The sequence below is a fragment of the uncultured Shewanella sp. genome (genome assembly GCF_947495455.1).
Taxonomy (GTDB): Bacteria; Pseudomonadota; Gammaproteobacteria; order Enterobacterales; family Shewanellaceae; genus Shewanella.
Map to the genome: position 1 here is coordinate 19,472 of NZ_CANLZC010000046.1, position 22,131 is coordinate 41,602.

The window sequence follows — 22,131 nt, forward strand, 5'->3', positions numbered from 1 at the left end:
CTACCTAGCCTAACTCACAACGTCAGCAAGTAACGAGATAGTGTCTTCAAAAGGACTATGCTCATCGACATCTTGCTGCAAAAAAGCTCTTACATCATTAATTTTTCTTACCGCCTCATCAGTATCGGCATCATTACCTTCTTGGTATTCTCCGACTCGAAGTAACAATTGCACTTCTTCATACAAAGACAAGTATTGCCGCATTTTAGCCGCTTGTACTCGTTGAGATTTCGGCACAATTTGATCCATCACACGACTCACACTGGCATTAATATCAATGGCAGGATAATGACCAGCACCAGCCAATTTACGGGATAACACAACATGGCCATCTAAAATAGACCTTACTTCGTCAGCCACAGGCTCATTAATGTTATCTCCTTCCACTAACACAGTATAAATACCAGTAATATTACCTTTCTTTCCAGGGCCCGCCCTTTCTAATAAACGGGATAAATTCACAAAAACACTGGGCGGAAAACCACTGGCTACCGCAGGCTCCCCCGCAGCAAGACCGATTTCACGTCCCGCGCGTGCAAACCGCGTTAATGAATCCACCATCAAAAGCACATTTTTCCCTTGATCCCTAAAGTACTCCGCAATAGTCGTCGCCGTCAGCGACGCTTTCATTCTCTCTAACGGCGGTCTGTCTGATGTTGCTACCACCATGACGGTTCGCTTACGGGTTTCTGCGGGTAAGTTATACTCCATAAACTCACGTACCTCACGCCCCCGTTCACCCACTAACGCCAATACCACCACATCCGCTTCGCAATGAGAGGCAATCATGCCTAGCAGCGTACTTTTTCCTCCCCCTGCTGCGGCAAATATCCCCAAACGTTGACCCTTACCGCAAGTCAACGCGCTGTCTAATGCTCGAATTCCCATAGGTAACACTTCTGAAATCAATTGCCGACTTAAGGGATCCGGTGCTTCACTGTGATTTTCCCGAAACTCAGAAATGGGCGTCCCTTGCCCATCTATGGGCTTACCTAATCCATCTAGAATACGGCCCAAAAGCCAACTACCCACCGCCACTCGATGACCATGGCCTAATAATTCAATGTCTTCCCCTGTGCGCAGCTTTTCGGTACTGTCAAAAGGCGACAGCATGGCCTCGTCTCCCATTAAGGCCACCACCTCAGCACTTAAACGATCGCCTATCACACATAACTCTCCTTGATGAGCGCCAGGCAAAGAAGCACGAATGAGTGTCGGACCGATTTCTTTCACTTTACCAAAATAGCGTACGGCAGGTACCACAGGCACATCATCAAATAAGTCCTTGTTAAGTGCATTAACCAGCGTCTCTTTATCAGGCAATTGCATCAAATTCATCCCCCATAAAATCCACATGGGCGATCACTTTAATTTCAGCATCATCACCTAACTCTTGAAAAGATAGAACATGATAAGTAAACAAATCTCTCTCGACGATTTTTCGCAAATAACGACGCACATCTAAAGACGTTAATAACACACAGGGCACATTGTTATTGAGCTTAGCTTTAATGGTATTTAAAATATGCTGAGTTTGATTACCATCAAGGGCCGAGTAGCTTCCCGCAGTCGATTGCCTGATCCCTTCTCGAATCATATTTTCAATTCCCTCACCGATCATCACCACTGAAATCCAACCTTGAGGTCCGGTAAAGCGTCGACGTATGTGCCTGCGAAGCGAAATACGCACATATTCAGTTAACATCACAATGTCTTTCTCTTTGGGCACCCAAGTCACTAAGGTTTCAAAAATCGTACGTAAGTCTCGAATCGAAATGCCTTCTTCCACTAATCGCTGTAGACATTCAGCGATTTTACTCACCGATAACAGACGTTGTAATTCTTTCACTAACTCGCCATAACGCTCTTCCATGGCATCCATCAAATAGCGTGTTTCTTGCACGCCAATTAACTCATTGGCATAACGTTCAACGACTTTTCCCACTAAAAAGCTTGGGATCTGTGGGCCTTGACATAACCTCATTTGTCCGGCTTGTGCTTGCTCAACACTGTTCCCTTGCAGCCAATGCAATGTTTCACCACTAAAAGACAAGGCCTCTTGTCTCGTCGGTAATTGCGGTATCGTCTCATTAAGGATCACTTCTTCTGGATTTAAAGACAATCGCAATACAGGTTCTTGATAAAGTAACACCTGACATTCATCAGCTTGCCCCCCTTTAATTCGCTGAAATTGAATATCCGGTAAAGGTAAACCCATCCGCTCAAACAACTGCCAACGTAATCGCTGCAACGCCTCTTTTACTCCATTACTGTCAACATTTTCGCCCAAGGTGAGCATTAAAGGGACAGCACTTGGGGTCATATTATCCATATTCACTTCCCCATCGACATTAACCTCTCCTGCACTGCTCATCGATTCGCCCGACTCATTGGTTTGCTTCTGTTTTTTCTGCGCATACCAACCACCTAAAGCAATAAAACCACTTAAAGTGCCAAACACTAGAAAAGGAAAACCAGGCACTAAGGCGAAAACAAACATCACACCACTGGCTAGCATTAACGAGGCGGGCTGTTTACCCATTTGATTAACAAGATCAGACGCAAGATTTTGTCTTTGCTCTCCAGGCACCCTTGTAACAATTAACCCCGCCGTGATCGAAATCAACAAGGCTGGAATTTGTGCAATCAGCCCATCCCCCACAGATAAGACTGCATATAAATTAAGCGCATCTCCCGCGGACATGTCTTGCTGCATGACGCCAATGGCAATACCACCAATAATGTTTGTTAAAATAACAATCACTCCAGCAATGGCATCTCCCTTAACGAATTTCATTGCACCATCCATGGCACCATAAAGCTGGCTTTCTTTTTGCACGAGTCCCCGTTGACGTTTTGCCTCCTTGGCATCAATCACACCCGCACGCATATCCCCATCAATACTCATTTGTTTACCCGGCATACCATCCAAGGAAAAACGTGCGCCCACTTCTGCAACCCGCTCTGAACCTTTAGTGATCACAATAAACTGAACAATGGTAATAATGGCAAAAATGATGATCCCCACAGCCAGATTGCCACCTACCACAAAATTACCAAATGCATAAACAATATGACCTGCGTCAGCCTGCAAAAGAATGAGTCGACTGGTACTAATGGTTAAGGCTAACCGAAATAATGTTGTGATTAATAAAAGAGAGGGAAAAACCGAAAATTCAAGGGGATCTTTAATATAAATCGCAATCATCAACAGCATGATGGATAAGGCTAAATTAAAGGCAATCAATACATCCACAAGCAAAGTCGGCAGGGGTAAGATCATCATAAAGACAGCGACCATCAACATCGCGCCTAATATGATATCCTGACGCCCCGCCGCCACTTGTAACCAACGTGTCAAGGCTTTCATAGCAAGCCCCCCTTAAGCACATTGGATAAAAATTTACGTTGCGCTTTACAGATCCGATACCAGTTCATGCCTTCACTATCACTGGGCATTAAGCTGCTAATCATTAAACTATTTTTGACAATATAAAGGCGTTGAGGTAAGCCTAGAAAAACTTCTGGATGGCAACGAGAAAGCAAAGGAAGAACATCTGTGGTTTTGTGCTCTAATAGCCAAGAGGTCATTAATAAACGCCCTTGCTCAAGCTCTAGCAAAATACCAAAAGGTGGAAAGTGGCACTCTATTTTCTCATCTAACTCCACAGGTTTTTCACCTATTAATTGAAAAAACTGCTCTAGATTGCGCTTTATTTTCAAGTCCATGACTTTCTCCCCAGTATTGACTGGAAGATCATGTCGGAAACCTTAAAAATGAACTATCAGGTAAAGACCTGACTCAAGCAATTAAATCGATATCAAAAATAAAAATGCCAGTAAGCTTAACTTACTGGCATTAACCTTCCTTAGTCACTTAATGAATAATGACACTAAAATGAAATACCTTAATGTAACTGTGTCATATTACGCTGCTTGCTGTTGTAACTCAGCTCTCAACACATCATCAACTTCTGATAATATTCCCTGTAATTTACTACGATCTTCACCTAAATCTAAACCATGAAGAATAGAATAGTCTTGTGCAGCCTCAAGGACTTGCCTATCTTGAATTGCACGTACTTCTTCTAATTTCGCCTGTTTAGATTCCATGTCTTTACGTAACATTTTTTTAAACTGCTCAACTTGATCTGTTTCTGCCAATTTTGCCAGCGTCTGAATGTTACGTTCCTTAAAAGCTTCAACATCATATTTCAGCAAAAGTGCTTCAGCATCTTTACGTTCAGCTTTTAAATTATCTAATGCTTCATCAATACGCATTCTTGTCATTTGATGTTTAACTTGACGAGCCGTTTCTTCTAATCCAAAACCATAACTTCCTAAAAAGTCTAGAGTTGCTGCATATTTAATCAAAACACCACTAACAAAGGGTCCACTCATCGCGGCGGCCAAACCCGCAATACTAGCAATCGCTATAGGTAAACCACCGGTCCCCATGGTCAACAACACCGCGCTAGCCACCGCAGATGCGGCAATGCCGCCAGTGACAAGCGCAGTCGCCACCGCTAACACTTTGGCTTGAGGCGTCGAAAAAGACCACCAGTTTTTAACATCGGTCACAAACCTTTCGACCGTACCCTTGACACCAACCTCCTTAATATCATTAATACGCGTGCCCATTTGCACCATAGTTTCACGAGAAGCCATATAGGTTTTCATCGCTTCCATACGCTGTGTCATAGTACCGGGCGCTTTAAAGAACGTCATAACGCCGCCAATCATGACTTCTCTTTCTCTATTATTTGCTACTTTATCTGCCAGTTTATTTTCAACCGATGCTTGCATGGCACCAGCAAGGCCACCTAGAGCAAGAGAACCTACTTGTCCTAACCCTGGAACGGCCATCAATGCTGCCGATGCTAGAGCTGTTGTCCCCATCGCACCTTTAAATGCACCAGCGGCTTGCGGCGCTAAACTTGCCAAATACAATAAACCTATCATTTCAGGCGTCATGGCTAATTGTTCAGTACTAGGTAAAATCTCTCTATCACCTGTCAGTAAGTCTTTTACCTGATTTTCAACCGTCGCTTTCATCCAAACGTTATTGGCCATGTCCGCGAGTTGCGCACCAAAACTTGCACCACCTGACGCTACAATCGAATAAGCATGGGCTAAATTAGCAGACAATTCTATTGATTCATTCGGGTGAGATTGTGCCCAAGTGTACAGACCTTGAAGGCTTTCTGTTAACCCTGAATTGACAACGTCTTGACCAGGCAATGGTGCCTCACCTTGCAGTGTCATTGTTTTTGCTAACTGAACTAAAGCTTCACTGATACTCTCCATACCATTTTTAGCTAACTGGCGCTCAAGCACTAACTCTTGAAAACTCGGACGATAATCTTCACTCCAACTACCCGCAATGTTTTGCTTAGCCCAACTTGCCCACGCTCTAGTGCTCATATACTCCCCGTCCTCTGGGAAACCACCATGCTTAACCACTTCCATGTAGGTTCTTTTAAGTTCAAGTAAACCTGCTGTATATTCGATATCTAATGATTTAACTTGAAGATTAATATCATTAATATCTTTATTTAACTGCAGTAATTTTTGTTCCTCTTGTCCTGATAATCTCGGCTTAAGATTTGAATCACCCGATAAAGAGTTTTCTATCGCTTCTTTAGCAATGTTCGTATATTGTTTTTCAAGAGTTTTAACAAAAGCAGCACGCTCAAGAGTTAGCTCTCTCAACCTCGGCGTATGTTCTAAAAGTGCTTTATTGTTTTTTCGTAATAAAGGTAAATGTTGATGATATAGCTTTAAATTCATATCTCTCTTAGTTTGTGAAACCTCCTGTTTCATATTCGATAGAACGGTATTCAGTCCCCTTAATCTCTCGACATTATTCGCGCCTAAACCCTTAACATCTTGGCTCAATTTGACTTCATTAACCACATTTAAGAACAGTTTATGCTGTGCTAATTCATTGGTCACTTCACGCAATTTTTTATCAAAAAGCGCGATTAATTCAGGCTTATTTTCACTTTTATTCAATGCTGATACAAAATTTTGTAAGGCGGCCTGATGCTCAATCAATACATCGACTTTTTGCTGCATCATATCTAAATAGCCATCAGGATTAGCCTGTATCAAAGCCAACAAGCCTTCGTCATGATCCAGAACCTGAGTAAATAGTCCTTCTGTCTTACCATATACTTCCCGAAGTTTCATTTCTGATCCATGTAGTACTTCGGCAACATTATTTGGCTCTGTGCCTAAATAATGTTGAAAAGCCATTAGCTCTTCCCTAACGGTTTTACTGTCACTGGCAAGCTCAATATCAATATTTATTAAGCCATTTTCCCCTCTTAAGAAACCAATGGCTGACTCACGTTCATTTTCCTCTTGAATACCAAGCTCATTGATTGATAGACTTGCCATGGTATCTTTTAAAATTTGACTACTGTCAATAACCCTTTCTTTTTGTGTCACATCTTCTACGAAACTATTACGCTGTAAATTGAGCGCGCCAGCTCGCTCTGATGACTGCTCTAAAATAATCTCTAATAGCTTATTTGCATTTTCATTCGCTGCAATGGTTAATTGCTCTCTATCTCGACCATCAGGTTTCGGTGCTAATTCAGCCTCCAAAAAGTGAGTTAACATAGCACCTAACACTTTAAGATTAGGAAGATGTTCACGTGATGCCATCGCGTCCACAATTTTAGCTTGCACCACTTCTTTTCGGTGAATATCAGGCATTGAGTCAAACATATCAAAATGAAAAGCCAACTCTTGCAATAAATCAGCCCCCTGAAGCTCTTCAGATTGGAGCGCTTGCTGCACGTATTCCGGTAACCCTTCTTGAAATGACAGCAATTTATTACTCAACACAGACACGGACTCTAAATTAAGATCCTTAACATATGTCTGAGTAGCAAGAAGTGACTGCTTAACTGCGTCGCCTTGCTTATCGCATTCAGTTAATAAAGTGGTTATTGCCTTAGGCACTTCACCTTTGATTCCCGAAAATTGTTCAGTAACAGTATCAATTATGGCTTCTCTCGCTTGTGCCAATTCATTGGCCGCAAGCTTTATTGCATTCGCATTAACTTCAAATTGTTTTACCTCAAATATTCCCTTTGCATCATTATTCAATGATTTTCTTAATGCAATGAGCTCCTCACGTTTTGTATTGAACTCAATTACTTTTTGTTGAACAGCTTTAACCTCCTTAGAATCTTCCTTAGGATAGCCAAAAAGGCCTGTAATATAAGAAGCTGCAAAAGCCGCTTTACCAATCGTTGTAGGTACTAATAATGCTTTAGGTAAATTTTCATCTTTTAGCTGGTCTTTCAGTTGTGTTTCACACCACTGCTGATTCTGCTTTATAGTTTTAAGTTCTGAAGCAACGGGATTTTTTTTAGAATCAAACTCTACTGACTCACGCATAAAAGTCGCGATACCACGCGTCGCTTCAACCACTCCAGTCATCACCTTGGATGCGATTGTCACTTGGCGCTCTTTCAGTGCCTTAGGTAGAATCTCCACAGTGTTATCTTCATTGGATGCTTTTTGTTTTGATAAAGCAAGTAGATATGCATCCACATTATCAGACGAAAACCCATTGATCACTGAACCATTAGCATTTAACTGGCGTACATCTTGTACTAAACTCACCGAACGGCCTTTAAAAGACCCACCATTGATACAAGTTGAATTATGACTTTCTTCAATTGAATGTACATTACTACCACTAATCTGGCCAACACCATTACCACACATATCTTTTTCCTACGCTAACTTAAATTGAAGATTATTTTGCTCCACATTATTATGAAGACTTTGATTATTCACTTGGTCATGTAATTGTTCGTATTGATCGACCACCTCCTCTAAAAAAGTCACTAATGAATCAAAAGAAGCAGGCATCGATAAAGATGCAATATAAACAAGCGCACGTGAATCAGCGTCATAACAGATAGATCCTAATTGCTTATTCGATAATTCAATATTCATCGATAAATAGGATTGATAATGTTCAATAGGCGTATCAACAGACAATTCGGTTAACATGCAATGAAATTGCCATTGCGCTTCTTCATGATTAATCGCAACCATAAGTTTTTCATCAAACATTAATAAGCACGGTTTATTCTCTTCAAACTTTAATGGTAGCCCTAGATATTGACCTAACTTATCAATAAGTTGATTATTCTCACTCATAATAATATCCTCAAATATTCTTAAACTGGAAAATAAAAAATATTAATGAGTCATCAACAGACTACTTAATATTTCTTATTTGTATTAATAATAAATATTACCAGTAGAAATGACGCGAGCACTTAGCCGATAGTATGTGAGACTTATGTCTAAGTTGATAATTACATTTTTCAACTTAATTTTTAAAAAATTGATAGATTTTAAAACTTAAATCACAAAGAGATATAAACCTAAAAAGACAGTAAAAAAGGGAATAAAAAGCACATTGACTAGTAAAAAAATAAATTACTATCAATTTTTATATTAAATTAACCATGAAAAAATCGTGTTATTTCAAAAATAAAAATATGTTTTACACAGACATATCACCCAACAAAAACACACAACAAAAAAGATACATATCTTCTTATAAAAAATTACATCAAAAGGAAGTAAACCTATATAAAAATACACAAGTAGATAAACAATAAAAAACAAAATGACACAACAAAAATAAAGAGAAGAAACATTAAGAACGCATTTACCACAAAAAATATCACCATTTACTTTTACATCATTATTATCACTGAGATGAAGAGAATCATTACCATTGATAGTTAGTCAATAATAACAATATTACCCTAAGCCTATTAAACACAGATTATCCGTTGTTAAGAAAAAAGGCTCAATCAAGAGAGTTCATACTCAAAGGCGTGAACTTTAAAAGAAAAAAGTAAAAGAAAAGGTCATCTTTAACTGCAGAGTCAATAATAACAGTAAAAAGACAATGAAAAGACAATGAAAAGACAAATATCCTATCAATGATTATTCAATAACAATATCATTAATAGGATATTAAAATAGATAATAGGTTGTATTAAAACGGGTTATTCTAAATCTCCCCAATCATCGAGTAGCTTCATCATTGATTCTTCTATTAACTCTTTTTGATCATCATCTCTAAAACATGCCATGGGCATCATCACCACTAATTCTCGCCAACGCCGTAAAAAACCTAATCGTTTTGCGGGTAAAAGAGGAAGCTCCCGTATTTGCTCTTCTATCCATTCAGGATAAACCCAAGATTGTTCAATCAAGGATAAAGAGACTTTCATTACCGCATCGCCGCTGATCCTTGTGGCACGACCTAACATATTACAATGATCTTCAAGGCTCATAAAAACAGCCAAACGCCTCAAATCATCCACAGCTGCAACGACTTTAACCATGTTCCTATGGCTACTTCTTTCGTTTAATGGCTCTGACAAGGCACGTAATAATACTTTAATTCGCTTACGGCGATCTGGACATTGTTGTAACAAATCAAACCATTTGGCGAGCCCCCCCTCGCCTCGAGATGCATGCTGATACAATTGACGCATGCCCGCAAGGCCAGCCTCATCAAGTCCTAAACCTTCTATGGCTGCTAAAATAGCGAGTTCAGCGCCTTCGGCAGATAACATTTCTTCCAATGCTTTGCGCAATTTTTGTATTTGGGCACTACCTAATCGCCCCGATACTTGCAGCGCCATCAGCAATAGCATAATGTCACCACTAGACATTCCTGATGTTCTCAGTTGACTGATAATTTTATCGGCATCGCCAATTTTAGCAAATTTATCCACCAGCTTATTCACTGAGGTCGATTGCTTATCACTCAGTTGCTTTAATAACCTTTCTAAACCATCAAGAAGTGGGCTTTTGCTTTCTTTTCCGCCTAATAACTTCTTAACTTCAGCCCCCAGTTTTAGACTCATCCCTTCCATCGTTTCTTCAATGGCTTCCGAGCGAGTTTGCGCCAACTCCGCTGCTGCCATAGCACTGGAACTTGAAGCAGGCATAAACTGCAGACTACGATTAGCCGTACTTTCTTGAGTGGGTTGAAGATCCGCCTGAGTGGCTACATCAACTCTTATCATAGTGGACACCTTTTATGCTCAAAAACAGACTTTTCACGCTTGCTCCTGCATTAAAAACGCGGGCTCATGGTACTCTTCTTCCTCAATCCTCTCTTCATTGACATCGAGTGTACTTTCTTCCCTATCCTGTGTATGTTCTGCTTGCACCTCAGGCATGCTTTTATCTTGCTTGCCTGCTTCAACAGGCTGAAAAACTGCCAGTAATGCTTCCAAATGTTCTTTCAGATTAAGGCGTATGGATAAGCAACTTGAACTCAATTGTGCTTCCCAGGGCTGCATATCATCATCGATTTCAACTGTCAAAGTCTCAGCGAAGGCATCGCTAATAGTCTGATATTCACTGGATGATACCATCAAAGTCAACGCAGATTTTTCCGCTTCTTTAGTCACCAAAGCCGATAAACGATGAATTAATAAATTCGAAGGAGGCTGCTCGGCTCCCCACTGAGAAATAACATCCGTCATTTGCTGACGAATACGCCCTTTTAATTGAGCAAGGATTTCAGACTCGAATTCATGTTGCTGGCAATGCCAATGTAAGGCTTCATTGATTGCATCTTGCTTGGCTTCCTGCTTCCATTGCTCCGTTAACGCTATGGCTTCACACTTCGCCTCTTCGATAATATTTGATGCGGCTAACTGAGCTTCTTCAATCTTAGCTTTCGCTTTCACAATCAATTTTGCCACTCTATCTTTAGCACTTTGCTCAAAGTTACTCGCCACAATGACACGGTTAATATCCGATTGAGTGACCACACTTTGTTCGTCATAAATGAGATCACATGTTTTGATTTTTACTGCAAATTCATTCATATAAACCTCTCCAATCGAAATAACCAACGCTCTGCATCATGAACATAAGTCTTCGCTTTATCCAAGCCCTCTTCACTCACAAAAGGGAGAGTCGGCTTTAATGCTTGCCAAACCTGAGATCCTTTCCATTTAAGATTTAATGCGCTAATTGCCATATGTTGAGCCGTTTCAATGAGACTCTCAGCATCACAATCTCCAGCCTTCCCACCTTGAGGCCATAAAGACAACATTTGCTGAATTTGTTCAAAGCTAAAGACACGCAATAGCGACTCTCGATATTGTTTCATGGTGATATAATCGGGACTGTTCATAAGGATAAGTCCCACCCCAGTCAAGAGTACCACTAGCCTCTCGCCCATATTCAGCAGCATTTTATCTTGCTTAGTTAAATTCAATGTCATCACACGCTCAAAAGGTGGCAAGACAGACACAACCAATTTATTGACTCTCTGATTGAGTAATCGATTACTATGATAAATCCCTTGCCATTTTTCGAGCGCTAAGGCTTTCCACCATGAAGCATGCATAGTGACACAAGGTTGCCACATCAATTCATTTAACCGCTTATCCTCAGGCGCCATAGATAGAGACTCCATTTAAGCACGACTGACTTGCCATATTCGGCCGAAAACAAGTAACAACAGAAAACCCAAAACGCCTAAAATGTAATATTTATATTCAAAAAGCCAATCCTGTAATGATGTATTTGACTTTTCTTCCACAACCTCTACTGGTTTATATTGATAATCTGCTACCTGCATTAATAAACTAATATTGCCATACTCCAATTGAGGGACAGAATTTTTAATCAAACTTTTTATTTGACTTTCAATATTGTGTAAATTAGCTTCAGGAGAGTATTTGATATAAGCCGAGGCCGATTTAATGATGGGTTCCATATTATTGTTTTCGGTGACAGTATCTGCAATAGACACTTTTGCATTAATGACCCCCTTCATACTCGACAGAGTACGCTCTAGCTGTTGTTCCTTAAAGTAGTTCATTTTCGCTTTCTCCTGAGCAGGCGAAGTCACTAATTGCCCAGAAGGAAATAATTCCTCAATACTCGTATAATGGGCCTTAGGAAAGCCATTTTGCCTCAATAATTCCACAGCATTGATAAATTCTTCTTTATCAATAAGCAGAGTGATAGTCCCTGTTTTTTGATCAAGCACAGCTTCACCATCCATGCCATTTAACATTAACAAGGCTAGCATTTGATTCGCTTCGTCTTGAGGTAAATCTCGGTATAAATCCATTTTACAGCCGGCAATAAACAATAAGACAAATAAAAGAGAAAGCTTAATGTACTTCATCCCATGGTCACCAGTTTATTGATCCCTTGAGAAACAGAACCTGCTACTTTCGCCACCAAATCCACCTCAACCATAGCTTTTGCAATGAGCGTTTGCCCTTCATGCAAGGCCGCTGGCGTTATCATCTCTAAGGTTTTATTGACCACATCAAAATCTTCTTTTGGTGGATTGATTTCGGTAGCCTTCACCGCCCCTTCTAAATCATTATTACCCACATTCATCAGCTGTGAAAATCGATCTTGCAGTTTGACATCAACCGCTTGCTCAGCGGGTTCATAGAGTTGTTTGGTGGCTAATTGTGTTGCTCTAGATATCTCTTCTATTGCTATGGCCATGATGCTCTCCTTCTAACAGCTGAGTAAATGTTTGTGTATCTTGACGGCTAAACTCACTTTGGGAATACAAAAAGGTTAATGCTTTGGCTCGATCGCTATGGCAAGGTTTTAATGCCGCTAGCGCATCTGCAACATCATTCAATGCAAAATAAATTAGGCTGGCACAAATACCGCGATCTTCTTCATCATCAATCAATTGTGGAAAAAGCGCTAACAATGAATAAGCTTCTTTTCGCAAACCATGATTGGATGCCGCAATGGCCGCTTCGACAAGTAGTCTTTTATCCTCACTATTCATAGTTTGGCAATAATCCCTTGGATCATATCTTTAATGGTTTTAATGATGGCGCTTTCATATCCAATTAAATTAGAATATTGCTGCATTGAAAACTGTACTTGTAGCATGCCTTCTGCATCACTCGTATCGGTTGATGCAATCAAGGCTTCCATTTCCGTCGCCGCCGTCGCAGATTGTTGAGATAATTGACTAACAATGGCACTTAAATCCATACTATAATTCCTCTCTTAAGTGATATCGGCATTAAGTTGAGTCGGGCTACACTGAAAACGCTTTTTAAATGATCCAGAAAAATGAGAGTGGCTACTAAAACCCGCTTCATAAGCAATATCAGCCACTTTTTTCTGTGTGGAGACTAACTGTTGACGGGCATACACGAGTCGGCGTTCCAGCAACCATTTTTTCGCCGAGATGCCATAGTTTTTATAAAACAATAGGTTCAATTTACGCACTTCGATACCAAGATCATCGGCAAACTGAGCCACCGACCAAGGTTGAGTAAAGTTTTCTTCAATGTAATTAAGCAGGCTATCGTTATGAGTCGAATAATGATTCAATAGCTTTGAGAAATAGCTATTATCTAATCCTAAGCAATAAGTGAAAATAAACTTAATAAGCAGCTTTCTGCTCACATCGTGCAACTGTTCAATCACATTAATCAGATCACCAAAGACTGGCAATGATTTGGAAGCGGCCATAAAAAAAGGCGTATTATTAGGATCTTCGGTCAATAAATCCATCACTTCATAATACACTTCATGAATCTCACCTGGGTAGCAAAACATATTTAGTTTCTTATACCCACCCACCGCAGTGGCTTGTTCACTTGTCACAACAAGTTGATTAGCCGCAATAGATGTGACAACACCATTGTGATGTAGTTTACCTGCTTCTTTAAACAATATGATTTGCACTACACTCATGCGAAGCTCCATTCACTCAGATTGTGGACTATTCTCAATCTTTCTCCAAAATAATGTCATCAGGTATTAACCTGAGATAAAGCACTGAGTAAAAATTGCCATCGGACGAAAAAAGCCGCATATTCAGCAAATAAAAAACTTTTAATAACAACAGAATAACTTTTAATCAAACATAGAAGAATAATGCTGTCAGCCTTAACTTTATCTTCTAGATACCAACAAAAAATAATCAATGATGTATTTTCTCTATAAGACCCCCTTATTCGACAATACATGTTCAATTGATAAAGAGTTCAGTATAATCCTTTGCTTAATCCTTCAATAATAAAATAAGCGACCTCATGCAAGTAACAACTCTTTCCCCCGAACATCAGCAGTTTATTCATCACACGCAAAAATGGGTGAAAGCCGTCATCATGAAGTACAATATTTGCCCATTTGCTCGAAAAGAAGTGGAGAACAACAGCATACGTTATGTGGTCATTGAACAAACCAAAATAAAAATGGCAATAAAAAACCTCATTAGTGAATGCCAGCTTTTAAATACACAAGATAAAATAGAAACCAGTTTATTAATTTTTCCACGTGGATTTGAAGGATTTTACGATTATTTGAACTTAGTCGATCGCGCCAATGACGCCTTACTCGATAACGGGTATGAAGGCCAATACCAACTGGCTAGCTTTCATCCCGATTATTGCTTTGAAGACACAGATCAGAAGGATGCAGCCAATTACACTAATCGCTCACCTTATCCTACACTTCACATTATTCGTGAGGCCAGTATGGAAAAAGCCTTATCTGAATATCAAGATCCTGAGTCTATTCCTGAGCGCAATATTGCCTTTGCACGCAAAAAAGGCAGTGATTTTTTTGAAAAACTATTAGCCCAGTGTCATAAATAACCCTAAAAGCAAGCACCTTCGGTGAAGGTGCAAATAATAAATCAATGATTCATCGTAAAATGTTTAGGCATAAAACGCCTTATCAATAGCAATGGATAGGGCTACTTCCCCCGTTGCTTGTTTTTGCTCTAAAAATTCCCTATCGGCTCGTGATAAATCTAACAAGCTCACATAACGCCGATAAGATGACTCTTGGTGCACCTGTTGAATTAAGGCTTTTTCCGCTTCTACGTTACTGTCAAGTAACAACTCAGCGCCAACCAAACAAGATAAGCTACTCGTATGCCCAAATTTTTCATTACTGGATGTGGCTAACTTTCTTTGATTAACGGCATGGCTAATTTGTTTATGTAGCTTTTCTTTTTTGACTCTCTCATACCGACTTTTCATCTTCAAATGCATAATATGAGCATTTTTAGGCATTAAACTTTGATGAATATCTTTCTCTTTTTTTAACGCAATAAGCTGTTTATCATAGAGGAATTGCCACAACCCCTTAGACAATTTTTGATTACTCGACAACACAGTTTGTGCATTATCCACTAAAGTTTCAGCCATCATCACACTGAATAATCTTTGTTTAGAGTACCTAGGTAAAGTATGACTCACTAAATCATTTAAATGGGTAATATAACCGTGAATATTGAGACGATGCAGTCGAGACTTGATATTCCCAACGGCCTCTTTTAATTGCGCGTATGTCGGCGGCTCCTCAGGGAAACATTGCACCTCACATCGCACTTTTGCTAACTCATCAAAGATCACCGCATTGATGAGTTGCTCAACCACTTGAATACGCAAACGCAGAATTTCAATGGGCATTAGCATTCGTTGTATCGCTGATTGGTGTTCACCCACACGCATGGCCACGCCATGGCGGGATTTATCATAATGTTGAAATAATCCTGACAATTTATGCTGAAACTGACTTAAGGCACTGTCTTGCAATAAGGCTTCTGTTTGCTCATAGGTGAGATCGCCAAAATCACTCAAAACTTGCCGTGTAAAGCTCTCTAAATTAATATCACTTCCTTTAATACGAGCCGTTCTATGGGTCTGAACTTTACCTTGAGTGCCATCTGCAAACTCAACAACTTTCATTTGCTTATCAAGTTCAAATGGCGATGCACCTCGAGTATCTAATGCGGTGTGTAACGCGTCTAAAATGGTTCCACCAGCAGATTGTGAGACCATGTTCAGCCCGACTTTTAGCAAGGTTTCAGCGGCAAACCAACCAATTTTAGCGCTGTCACTGGCCTCCGTTAATCGACAATCCTTCAACTCTTTGCTCACACATTCCAACAATGAATCAGAAATAAACTGAGTAATATCACGCTGCAAAGACAAAATTTGGCTGCTCGTTACGGCTTCATATAACTCAGGAATTTCTTGATTGAGTAAGACACGAACTCGCTTTTGTAGCACTCTTTCTTGCGCGCTTTCATCACTGTATTTCAAAGGGGCCGCATACACTTTCCCCGTTCGGTTCACTATCGCATTGTGAGGCATAATACTTCCTTAAAATGATCATTCACCCGTAAAAAGCACTTCTACTGGTTTAAATAAAACATGTTAAAGAATAACGTTTAAGTCTACCTTGATCTAAATTAATAAATAATCTATTGATTTTAAATAAGATTATTCTTTTTTAGGTATTGCTATTTTAGATCTCCATGTCCTTTTTTTGGTTTTTATTAAACCAAAGACAAAGCGGTTTTTTGATTGTTTGTCCTCGTCGTGTTTGAAAGTCGGCTTGAAAATAGAAGCAAAGAACAAATCAAATTGCTTAAAGCTAATAAAGGCATAAGAATAAGGACATACGAAAGTAAGCGATAACTTCAACGACTCCCTATAATAATATCCGTGATAGTAGAAAATACATGATTTGATTTTTTCAAAGGACTGATCCATATGAAAACTTTTTTGCTCATATTAAGCATCTCTTTACTCAGCGCATGCAGTGCACTTGTGATGAACCAAAGCGTTAAAAAAACGCGCTCAAGCAGTTTAGTGAATTTTTTATACCCCAACCAAGAAAAGCCCTTAGCTCATAAGGAGACACTGCCTGTACTAAGCTTACCCGTTACTGTTGGGTTAGCCTTTGTCCCCGCTCAAAACGAAGAGCAAAATGAAATCAATACCCAAGAGCAATTAGCCTTACTGGAACAAGTAAAAGCCTCCTTTCTACAATATGATTATATCGGTCGTATTGACATTATCCCCAGTGCCTATTTGCAGCTAGGTAAAGGTTTTTCAACCTTAGACCAAATTTCTAGGCTATATGATGTCGATATCATGGCGCTAGTGTCTTACGATCAAGTCACACAAACCACTGAAAATAAAATTGCCGTCCTCTATTGGACCATTGTTGGAATGTACCTCATTCCAGGCAATGAAAATGCCATTCAAACTTTTGTCGATACCTCAGTATTTGATATAAAAAGTCGCAAGATGCTGTTTCGCGCACCTGGTACCAATACGCTCAAAGAGACTTCAACAGCAATCAGAATTAATGACACACTATCAAGCAAATCAAATGAAAGTTTTCAGCTAGCGGTAACCGATATGACACGGCATTTAAATGCTGAACTTGCCCGCTTCAAAACCAGAGTGAAAGAAGAGAAAATTGCCAAAGTCGAACACAAAGAAGGCTACAGTGGCAGCGCTATCAATTTTTATACTTTACTCATATTACTCAGCATATTCATTTTCAAATTGAAAGTATGTTCCAAAAATATTAAGAGTAAAAAGATATTAAGAGTAGAACAATATTAAGAGCAAAAAAGAAGCGCTGTTTAACATTAGCTAAATAAAATCAGTCATCTGTCTTCGTTTCAAAAGAGCAAGCACAGCTTGCTATTTTGAACTAACTATGCGAATGAGTGCTCAATAATAGAATTTCTTCGCCTTCCCAGTCAATAAAGCGGCCATAACCTAATCCCAGCTTATTTAATAATGAAATTGAACGTACATTGTCTTTGACGGTAATGGCTAAAATAGGATTAAGTTCAAGCACATTTTGCGCATAATCCATTACCGCTTTTGACGCTTCATAGGCATAGCCTTTTCCCATAAACTCAGGCAAAAAACCAAAGCCAATATCTGTATGAGGTAATCCCTCACGGCGAACTAAACCGGACATTCCCACCACTTGATTTGTCTGTTTTAACACCACGGCATACAAGCCATAGCCATTATCTTGATAACTTTTAATGATGTTATTCTCTAAAAATGCCTCAGCATGCTCAATCGAACGTATATTCCTGTCACCTATGTTTTTCAAATAAAGGGGAGACGTCATCAGAGCATGAATAAACGCCGCATCTTCAAGTGTCAACTCCCTTACTATCAAGCGCTCAGTTTCTAACATTCTATCTTCCTTTATCGGTGATTATCCTTCTTACCACTTTAGTCCAATGGCATTAAATGTTACATATAAATACAATTTTGATTTAATAATTTACATTTTAAATCAATGATAAAAATAACAATTCCATCTCTATTCCGCTTGGCTCCACTTTGTGTCATCACCAGTTTAATGTTAGGTTGTGGCTCTGATCATAAAAATGACAAAAATAATCCACAGGATGAAAGTCATCCTTCCGCAACACAAGACCATGCTAATGTCATTATCCCGCAGGATCTAAAATCGGGAGACCAATTTACTTTAACGCTGTTAAAAAAAGACACTAAGGGTAAGACTCAGCCTGATGTAAAAACTCGTGTTTTAGTTCATGATACTAAAGGCAATCTAGTTGGGGACTTTCAGGCTAATGATAAAGGTGAGATCACCGTCGACTGGCAAGATAACAGCCAACACTTAAGTGTAGTCGATTTTCATGATGTGTATAATAACCACACACAAGAAACCACACAGATCGCTAATATTTCAAGTCTTATCGATTTTAGTCAATTTGATAGCCTCTCATCCACCATGATCACAGAGCAAGCGAATGTTCAATCATCAGACGATAACGATGAAATCGACATCGATTTCACTCAGCTTCAAGGCTCTTCACCCCATTCAACAGTTAAAATCGACAGCTTATCCACACGCATGAGCATAAATGCCAGCGCCATGGATAAATTAACACTTATCTATGATACGGAAAATAGTGAGCATTTAGTGCAATTAATCTCTAATGACGGCCAACAGGCCCGTGGTGGTTTGCTGAATTTTCGCAATAAAAGCAGCATTAGCTTAAATAAAGATCACTTCACCAGCGATGGAGTATCGGCAACAATAGGCGATCTTTCTGGTTGGGATGAACATGCATTTATTATAAGTCAACACACAACTGGCTCATTGAGCGCCCAACTAGCACAAGCCAATGATAATGTGTTTATCTACCCAGAATTAGCCCGTCAATCATGGTTACACACTGATAAAACGACAACAAAAAAACTATCAACTAACCACTGGATGACGGCAATCAATTTCAGTCAATTAAATTTTGATGCCCAAGGGCAGCTCAGCAATACGCCAGAACAACTTCTCACTGTTGGGACTCATCATATACAAGCCATTGAAGCCATGTCGGCTCAGTTAATGAGCAATGACAATACCACAGCCTTAGATCTCAGCGCCTTTCAAAGCAATGCACAAACCAGCAATATCGTTTTATGTGATACCCAATGCGATGAGCAACACTTCAGCTGGACTCTCACCAGTACGGAAGCAACCAGCCTACCTGCATTAACGTTACCTGATGATTTGCAAGCAACATTTGCCAATATCGCTGTATTTGACATTGAGATATCACTTAATGAGCAAATTAATCAAAATAAAGTCAATATCGATCTCAGTGACTTAGATGATGAAGATGACATTATTGATATGAAAGGTTTTGAGGTATCCTTCTTAGTGCAAAAATAAACCAGTAATCTAAAACATAGTCAGTCACTTGCTTTATTTTTTCAAAGCAAGTGAGCTTGCTACAAACACTGCTCATCACTCTTGCATAAGCCTAACACTGCGACTTTTAACAAAGGGCAACGGCTTGCTAGTCATCGATGTTAATGTACTTCCTCCACTCAGACTCATAAATAACGCGGGTTAGAAGATTTAAAAATAGACTATTAATGATGGCTGTCGAGTTCAGTCATTCAGTCTTTGCATCTTAGTCACATCCACTGGAGCCGCTAGCCACTCTTGATAACGCTCAAAAACGGCAGCTGTGTATGGCTTTTGATAATGTGCTTCTAAAGCCAATTCATTTTCCCATTCTTCGTACAGGAAAAGGCACTTTTCCGTCGCATTTTCATGTAATTTAAATTGACGACACCCAGGTTCTTGTCGAGTTAGCGGCAAAATATTGATAATGGCTTGCTTCGCTTCTTCGAAATGCTCATTTTTGGGATGTATTTTTGCAAATACAAATAAACGGTTCTCTGACATTAAATGATTTCCCTTCATATTTAAATAGGTATACTATTTATGAGCTTTATCCTTACCCTTATTCATTTCCCATTGCATTTGCATTTTTTATTGCATTAAGCTCACTGACGTCGAAATCACATAATGCTAAAACATTCGCAATAAATTCACTTTTTGCGGCACAATAGGCGTCAATATCTGTTGGGAATTTTTCTGCTAATGCTCTTTTAAGTGCGCCATACTCATTTGCGGTTTGCTTATTAAGCCTAAGGTGATCCCTAAAGGCAATATGATTTTTTAATGCTAAACAATTGGGATCGCAAACATACAAATGATGCGGGTGAACCGAGTTTGCCTGTGAGAACATCTCACGGCCTTCAAGGCCTAAGCAACCTTTATGGGTATAACCAAGGCTTATTAAAGCATTCTTAGCAAGCTCAAAATCACGAAAGTCCGTTAAAATAATATCAATGTCAATGATGGGTTTGGCATCGAGACCTTCAACTGAGGTGCTGCCAACATGTTCCCAGTTCTCAACAACAAGCGACTGTAATCGATCCCCTTGATTGCATCAGTGAGTCTGCTTTCAAGGGTTTGAAACCACGCTTTCCAATCTGATGAATATTCAACGACTTGCACATTCATTTGCCTTCCCCCTAAACCACTCTAAGCCACTCTAAGCCACATTTTCTCTCAATGATAGCAAATACCTTACGTGACGATAATCACCTCAATGAATATGCTGCACACTTCACACAGATATTGTTAAAGGTTTTTCAAGCAGTGTACGACAAGCGGTGTTCATGAATAAACCTAACAATGCTACTTTGAACAAGGAGCAGCGGCTTGGTAGCAAACATCATGAATTTTTAAAAAAATTTAAAGGCATTGCCGCCTCGAGCATAAACCGGAATGTTTTTAGGTAGCAACAAAATATTATTGTATTCCATATAACTAAAATATTGATATGGATTTTCAAGCTTCTCTCAAAAGCTTGAGCCAGTCATTATTAATCAGTAACATAATGGGATTTTAGCCAGAATTCTACACTCAGCATTTATCACATCATGACCTGACGGTTTTTCACCTACATGCCTGCTGTTGATCTGGGAAAATGTGCGATATTAGCGGAATGAGTGATTTTTGAAGTGTAAAGTACCGACTCAGTTGGCCTTTTATAATATGAGGCTGAGGTTCATGGTCTTGATGCTTAAGATATTAAAATAAGCTGCGCATTATCCTGACATATAGAGCCTATAGGCATATATTGACAACATTTTGGCATCACTTTGGAAAAGCGCCATCGTCGTTTATCTAAATGCTAGCGATAATTACGCAACTACAGCAATGATAATAGGCTCTTCTAGTTAAACGGAAAGTTCAAGAGAAAACTCTATACTAATCAGGGGTCTTCTTGGAGGTGGCATAGCTCTTTATAAAAAGCCCTTTATAAATAGCCCTTTATAAACAGCAAGATCCAACATCTACGAGTCAATAAAGCTTAGTTTGATGATTTAAAATATGCCACTAATCATAGCTGTCCTAGTTGGTTCTATTACGGAGCACAGTAATTGACATCCCAATTGAACCACTGATTATGTTACTTGACTAGACCAATAGAATGTACTTTGCAGTAATTTCCGTCAGAACCACTCCATAGTTGATCATTGTAAGCAGCTATATACATCTTTGAACCCGCATGAAATGCTGACAATAAGAAAGCAGATACATTTTTATTACCAATATTATCTGTAGACTTAACCCAAAAACCAGCTTCACAACCAGTTAAAGGCGAATCTACCTTAATAACAATATCATTATGCCTGGAAGAACCTTCTCCGTAGGTGTACAAAGTATTTACTGTAGTTGTTGTACTTACAGACGCAGAAAAAACCTGAGTTGAAACTAATGCAAGAGCTCCAGCAATTAGTGTTTTTTTCATCACTATCCTTAATAAATTTAAATTGAAAAGGTCATAGCCAACCATTATTAATCAGTAACATAACCTGAACTCGGGATAAGAAATTGAACTAACAGCCCTCTTTGTGATCAGATCTTTCGACCAAGATTAATCAATCA

At 39.4% G+C, this 22,131-nt stretch carries 21 protein-coding genes and 1 pseudogene; 3 read left to right on the forward strand and 19 right to left on the reverse strand.

Annotation, left to right across the window (positions count from 1 at the left end):
- Nucleotides 1-9 precede the first annotated feature (9 nt).
- The 13 genes from Q0791_RS13110 to Q0791_RS13170 form a co-directional block, all read right to left on the reverse strand.
- Nucleotides 10-1,356, reverse strand: a complete 1,347-nt coding sequence (locus Q0791_RS13110; protein ID WP_299007007.1) for an EscN/YscN/HrcN family type III secretion system ATPase — start codon at nt 1,354-1,356, stop codon at nt 10-12.
- The gene (locus Q0791_RS13115) at nt 1,316-3,370 is read right to left on the reverse strand and encodes an EscV/YscV/HrcV family type III secretion system export apparatus protein (protein ID WP_299007009.1); all 2,055 of its coding nucleotides are present in this window, start codon (nt 3,368-3,370) and stop codon (nt 1,316-1,318) included. The genes Q0791_RS13110 and Q0791_RS13115 overlap by 41 nt, the downstream gene beginning before the upstream one ends.
- The gene (locus Q0791_RS13120) at nt 3,367-3,729 is read right to left on the reverse strand and encodes a type III secretion apparatus (RefSeq protein ID WP_299007010.1); all 363 of its coding nucleotides are present in this window, start codon (nt 3,727-3,729) and stop codon (nt 3,367-3,369) included. The genes Q0791_RS13115 and Q0791_RS13120 overlap by 4 nt, the downstream gene beginning before the upstream one ends.
- Before the next feature lie 198 nt (nt 3,730-3,927).
- Complete coding sequence (locus Q0791_RS13125; RefSeq protein WP_299007012.1) at nt 3,928-7,746, reverse strand: hypothetical protein; 3,819 nt, start codon at nt 7,744-7,746, stop codon at nt 3,928-3,930.
- A 9-nt stretch (nt 7,747-7,755) separates the two neighbouring features.
- Nucleotides 7,756-8,187: a chaperone SicP gene (sicP, locus tag Q0791_RS13130; RefSeq protein ID WP_299007015.1), complete on the reverse strand. Its 432-nt coding sequence runs from the start codon at nt 8,185-8,187 to the stop codon at nt 7,756-7,758.
- A gap of 866 nt (nt 8,188-9,053) precedes the next feature.
- Nucleotides 9,054-10,085, reverse strand: coding sequence for a TyeA family type III secretion system gatekeeper subunit (locus Q0791_RS13135; RefSeq protein WP_299007018.1), 1,032 nt, complete (start codon nt 10,083-10,085; stop codon nt 9,054-9,056).
- Between the two features lie 33 nt (nt 10,086-10,118).
- Nucleotides 10,119-10,898, reverse strand: a complete 780-nt coding sequence (locus tag Q0791_RS13140) for a hypothetical protein (protein ID WP_299007020.1) — start codon at nt 10,896-10,898, stop codon at nt 10,119-10,121.
- The gene (locus Q0791_RS13145; RefSeq protein ID WP_299007023.1) at nt 10,895-11,479 is read right to left on the reverse strand and encodes a type III secretion system domain-containing protein; all 585 of its coding nucleotides are present in this window, start codon (nt 11,477-11,479) and stop codon (nt 10,895-10,897) included. The genes Q0791_RS13140 and Q0791_RS13145 overlap by 4 nt, the downstream gene beginning before the upstream one ends.
- A 15-nt stretch (nt 11,480-11,494) precedes the next feature.
- Complete coding sequence (gene sctJ, locus Q0791_RS13150; protein ID WP_299007025.1) at nt 11,495-12,214, reverse strand: type III secretion system inner membrane ring lipoprotein SctJ; 720 nt, start codon at nt 12,212-12,214, stop codon at nt 11,495-11,497.
- Entirely contained in the window at nt 12,211-12,549 is a 339-nt protein-coding gene (gene sctI / locus Q0791_RS13155; RefSeq protein ID WP_299007027.1) for a type III secretion system inner rod subunit SctI, read from the reverse strand. The genes sctJ and sctI overlap by 4 nt, the downstream gene beginning before the upstream one ends.
- Nucleotides 12,521-12,847, reverse strand: coding sequence for an EscG/YscG/SsaH family type III secretion system needle protein co-chaperone (locus tag Q0791_RS13160; RefSeq protein WP_299007029.1), 327 nt, complete (start codon nt 12,845-12,847; stop codon nt 12,521-12,523). The genes sctI and Q0791_RS13160 overlap by 29 nt, the downstream gene beginning before the upstream one ends.
- The gene (gene sctF, locus Q0791_RS13165; RefSeq protein WP_299007031.1) at nt 12,844-13,059 is read right to left on the reverse strand and encodes a type III secretion system needle filament subunit SctF; all 216 of its coding nucleotides are present in this window, start codon (nt 13,057-13,059) and stop codon (nt 12,844-12,846) included. The genes Q0791_RS13160 and sctF overlap by 4 nt, the downstream gene beginning before the upstream one ends.
- Before the next feature lie 15 nt (nt 13,060-13,074).
- A complete protein-coding gene (locus Q0791_RS13170; RefSeq protein ID WP_299007034.1) occupies nt 13,075-13,770 on the reverse strand; it encodes an AraC family transcriptional regulator in 696 nt (231 codons plus the stop codon).
- A gap of 341 nt (nt 13,771-14,111) precedes the next feature.
- On the opposite strand from Q0791_RS13170, the gene Q0791_RS13175 reads away from it, so the two are divergent.
- Nucleotides 14,112-14,675: a DUF1415 domain-containing protein gene (locus tag Q0791_RS13175; protein ID WP_299007039.1), complete on the forward strand. Its 564-nt coding sequence runs from the start codon at nt 14,112-14,114 to the stop codon at nt 14,673-14,675.
- 63 nt (nt 14,676-14,738) lie between these two features.
- Here the strand turns inward: Q0791_RS13175 and Q0791_RS13180 are convergent, their stop codons facing one another.
- Entirely contained in the window at nt 14,739-16,184 is a 1,446-nt protein-coding gene (locus Q0791_RS13180) for a hypothetical protein (protein WP_299007042.1), read from the reverse strand.
- Nucleotides 16,185-16,586: 402 nt separating this feature from the next.
- Here Q0791_RS13180 and rhlP point away from each other — a divergent pair, with 402 nt between their 5' ends.
- Nucleotides 16,587-17,450: a rhombotarget lipoprotein gene (gene rhlP, locus Q0791_RS13185; RefSeq protein WP_299007045.1), complete on the forward strand. Its 864-nt coding sequence runs from the start codon at nt 16,587-16,589 to the stop codon at nt 17,448-17,450.
- Nucleotides 17,451-17,541: 91 nt separating this feature from the next.
- Here rhlP and Q0791_RS13190 read toward each other — a convergent pair whose 3' ends face one another.
- Nucleotides 17,542-18,045 carry a GNAT family N-acetyltransferase gene (locus Q0791_RS13190; protein WP_299007048.1) on the reverse strand — a complete coding sequence of 168 codons (504 nt, stop codon included), beginning with the start codon at nt 18,043-18,045 and terminating at the stop codon, nt 17,542-17,544.
- A 105-nt stretch (nt 18,046-18,150) separates the two neighbouring features.
- Here Q0791_RS13190 and Q0791_RS13195 point away from each other — a divergent pair, with 105 nt between their 5' ends.
- Entirely contained in the window at nt 18,151-19,551 is a 1,401-nt protein-coding gene (locus Q0791_RS13195) for a hypothetical protein (RefSeq protein WP_299007051.1), read from the forward strand.
- A gap of 222 nt (nt 19,552-19,773) precedes the next feature.
- Here Q0791_RS13195 and Q0791_RS13200 read toward each other — a convergent pair whose 3' ends face one another.
- The 4 genes and pseudogenes from Q0791_RS13200 to Q0791_RS13215 form a co-directional block, all read right to left on the reverse strand.
- Nucleotides 19,774-20,073 carry a putative quinol monooxygenase gene (locus Q0791_RS13200; RefSeq protein WP_299007054.1) on the reverse strand — a complete coding sequence of 100 codons (300 nt, stop codon included), beginning with the start codon at nt 20,071-20,073 and terminating at the stop codon, nt 19,774-19,776.
- 58 nt (nt 20,074-20,131) lie between these two features.
- Nucleotides 20,132-20,551 (reverse strand): annotated as a pseudogene (locus Q0791_RS13205) (GrpB family protein); the annotation flags it as partial.
- Nucleotides 20,509-20,697 (reverse strand): hypothetical protein, encoded by a 189-nt coding sequence (locus Q0791_RS13210; protein ID WP_299007056.1) that lies wholly within the window; start codon nt 20,695-20,697, stop codon nt 20,509-20,511. The pseudogene Q0791_RS13205 and the gene Q0791_RS13210, both read right to left, overlap by 43 nt.
- 955 nt (nt 20,698-21,652) lie before the next feature.
- Nucleotides 21,653-21,994 carry a hypothetical protein gene (locus tag Q0791_RS13215; RefSeq protein ID WP_299007059.1) on the reverse strand — a complete coding sequence of 114 codons (342 nt, stop codon included), beginning with the start codon at nt 21,992-21,994 and terminating at the stop codon, nt 21,653-21,655.
- Between the last annotated feature and the right edge of the window lie 137 nt (nt 21,995-22,131).

Coding starts and splice junctions, on each gene's coding strand:
- Q0791_RS13110 (WP_299007007.1), bottom strand. CDS start 1,356: ATGTGGATTTTATGGGGGATGAATTTGATGCAATTGCCTGATAAAGAG.
- Q0791_RS13115 (WP_299007009.1), bottom strand. CDS start 3,370: ATGAAAGCCTTGACACGTTGGTTACAAGTGGCGGCGGGGCGTCAGGAT.
- Q0791_RS13120 (WP_299007010.1), bottom strand. CDS start 3,729: ATGGACTTGAAAATAAAGCGCAATCTAGAGCAGTTTTTTCAATTAATA.
- Q0791_RS13125 (WP_299007012.1), bottom strand. CDS start 7,746: ATGTGTGGTAATGGTGTTGGCCAGATTAGTGGTAGTAATGTACATTCA.
- sicP (WP_299007015.1), bottom strand. CDS start 8,187: ATGAGTGAGAATAATCAACTTATTGATAAGTTAGGTCAATATCTAGGG.
- Q0791_RS13135 (WP_299007018.1), bottom strand. CDS start 10,085: ATGATAAGAGTTGATGTAGCCACTCAGGCGGATCTTCAACCCACTCAA.
- Q0791_RS13140 (WP_299007020.1), bottom strand. CDS start 10,898: ATGAATGAATTTGCAGTAAAAATCAAAACATGTGATCTCATTTATGAC.
- Q0791_RS13145 (WP_299007023.1), bottom strand. CDS start 11,479: ATGGCGCCTGAGGATAAGCGGTTAAATGAATTGATGTGGCAACCTTGT.
- sctJ (WP_299007025.1), bottom strand. CDS start 12,214: ATGAAGTACATTAAGCTTTCTCTTTTATTTGTCTTATTGTTTATTGCC.
- sctI (WP_299007027.1), bottom strand. CDS start 12,549: ATGGCCATAGCAATAGAAGAGATATCTAGAGCAACACAATTAGCCACC.
- Q0791_RS13160 (WP_299007029.1), bottom strand. CDS start 12,847: ATGAATAGTGAGGATAAAAGACTACTTGTCGAAGCGGCCATTGCGGCA.
- sctF (WP_299007031.1), bottom strand. CDS start 13,059: ATGGATTTAAGTGCCATTGTTAGTCAATTATCTCAACAATCTGCGACG.
- Q0791_RS13170 (WP_299007034.1), bottom strand. CDS start 13,770: ATGAGTGTAGTGCAAATCATATTGTTTAAAGAAGCAGGTAAACTACAT.
- Q0791_RS13175 (WP_299007039.1), top strand. CDS start 14,112: ATGCAAGTAACAACTCTTTCCCCCGAACATCAGCAGTTTATTCATCAC.
- Q0791_RS13180 (WP_299007042.1), bottom strand. CDS start 16,184: ATGCCTCACAATGCGATAGTGAACCGAACGGGGAAAGTGTATGCGGCC.
- rhlP (WP_299007045.1), top strand. CDS start 16,587: ATGAAAACTTTTTTGCTCATATTAAGCATCTCTTTACTCAGCGCATGC.
- Q0791_RS13190 (WP_299007048.1), bottom strand. CDS start 18,045: ATGTTAGAAACTGAGCGCTTGATAGTAAGGGAGTTGACACTTGAAGAT.
- Q0791_RS13195 (WP_299007051.1), top strand. CDS start 18,151: ATGATAAAAATAACAATTCCATCTCTATTCCGCTTGGCTCCACTTTGT.
- Q0791_RS13200 (WP_299007054.1), bottom strand. CDS start 20,073: ATGTCAGAGAACCGTTTATTTGTATTTGCAAAAATACATCCCAAAAAT.
- Q0791_RS13210 (WP_299007056.1), bottom strand. CDS start 20,697: ATGAATGTGCAAGTCGTTGAATATTCATCAGATTGGAAAGCGTGGTTT.
- Q0791_RS13215 (WP_299007059.1), bottom strand. CDS start 21,994: ATGAAAAAAACACTAATTGCTGGAGCTCTTGCATTAGTTTCAACTCAG.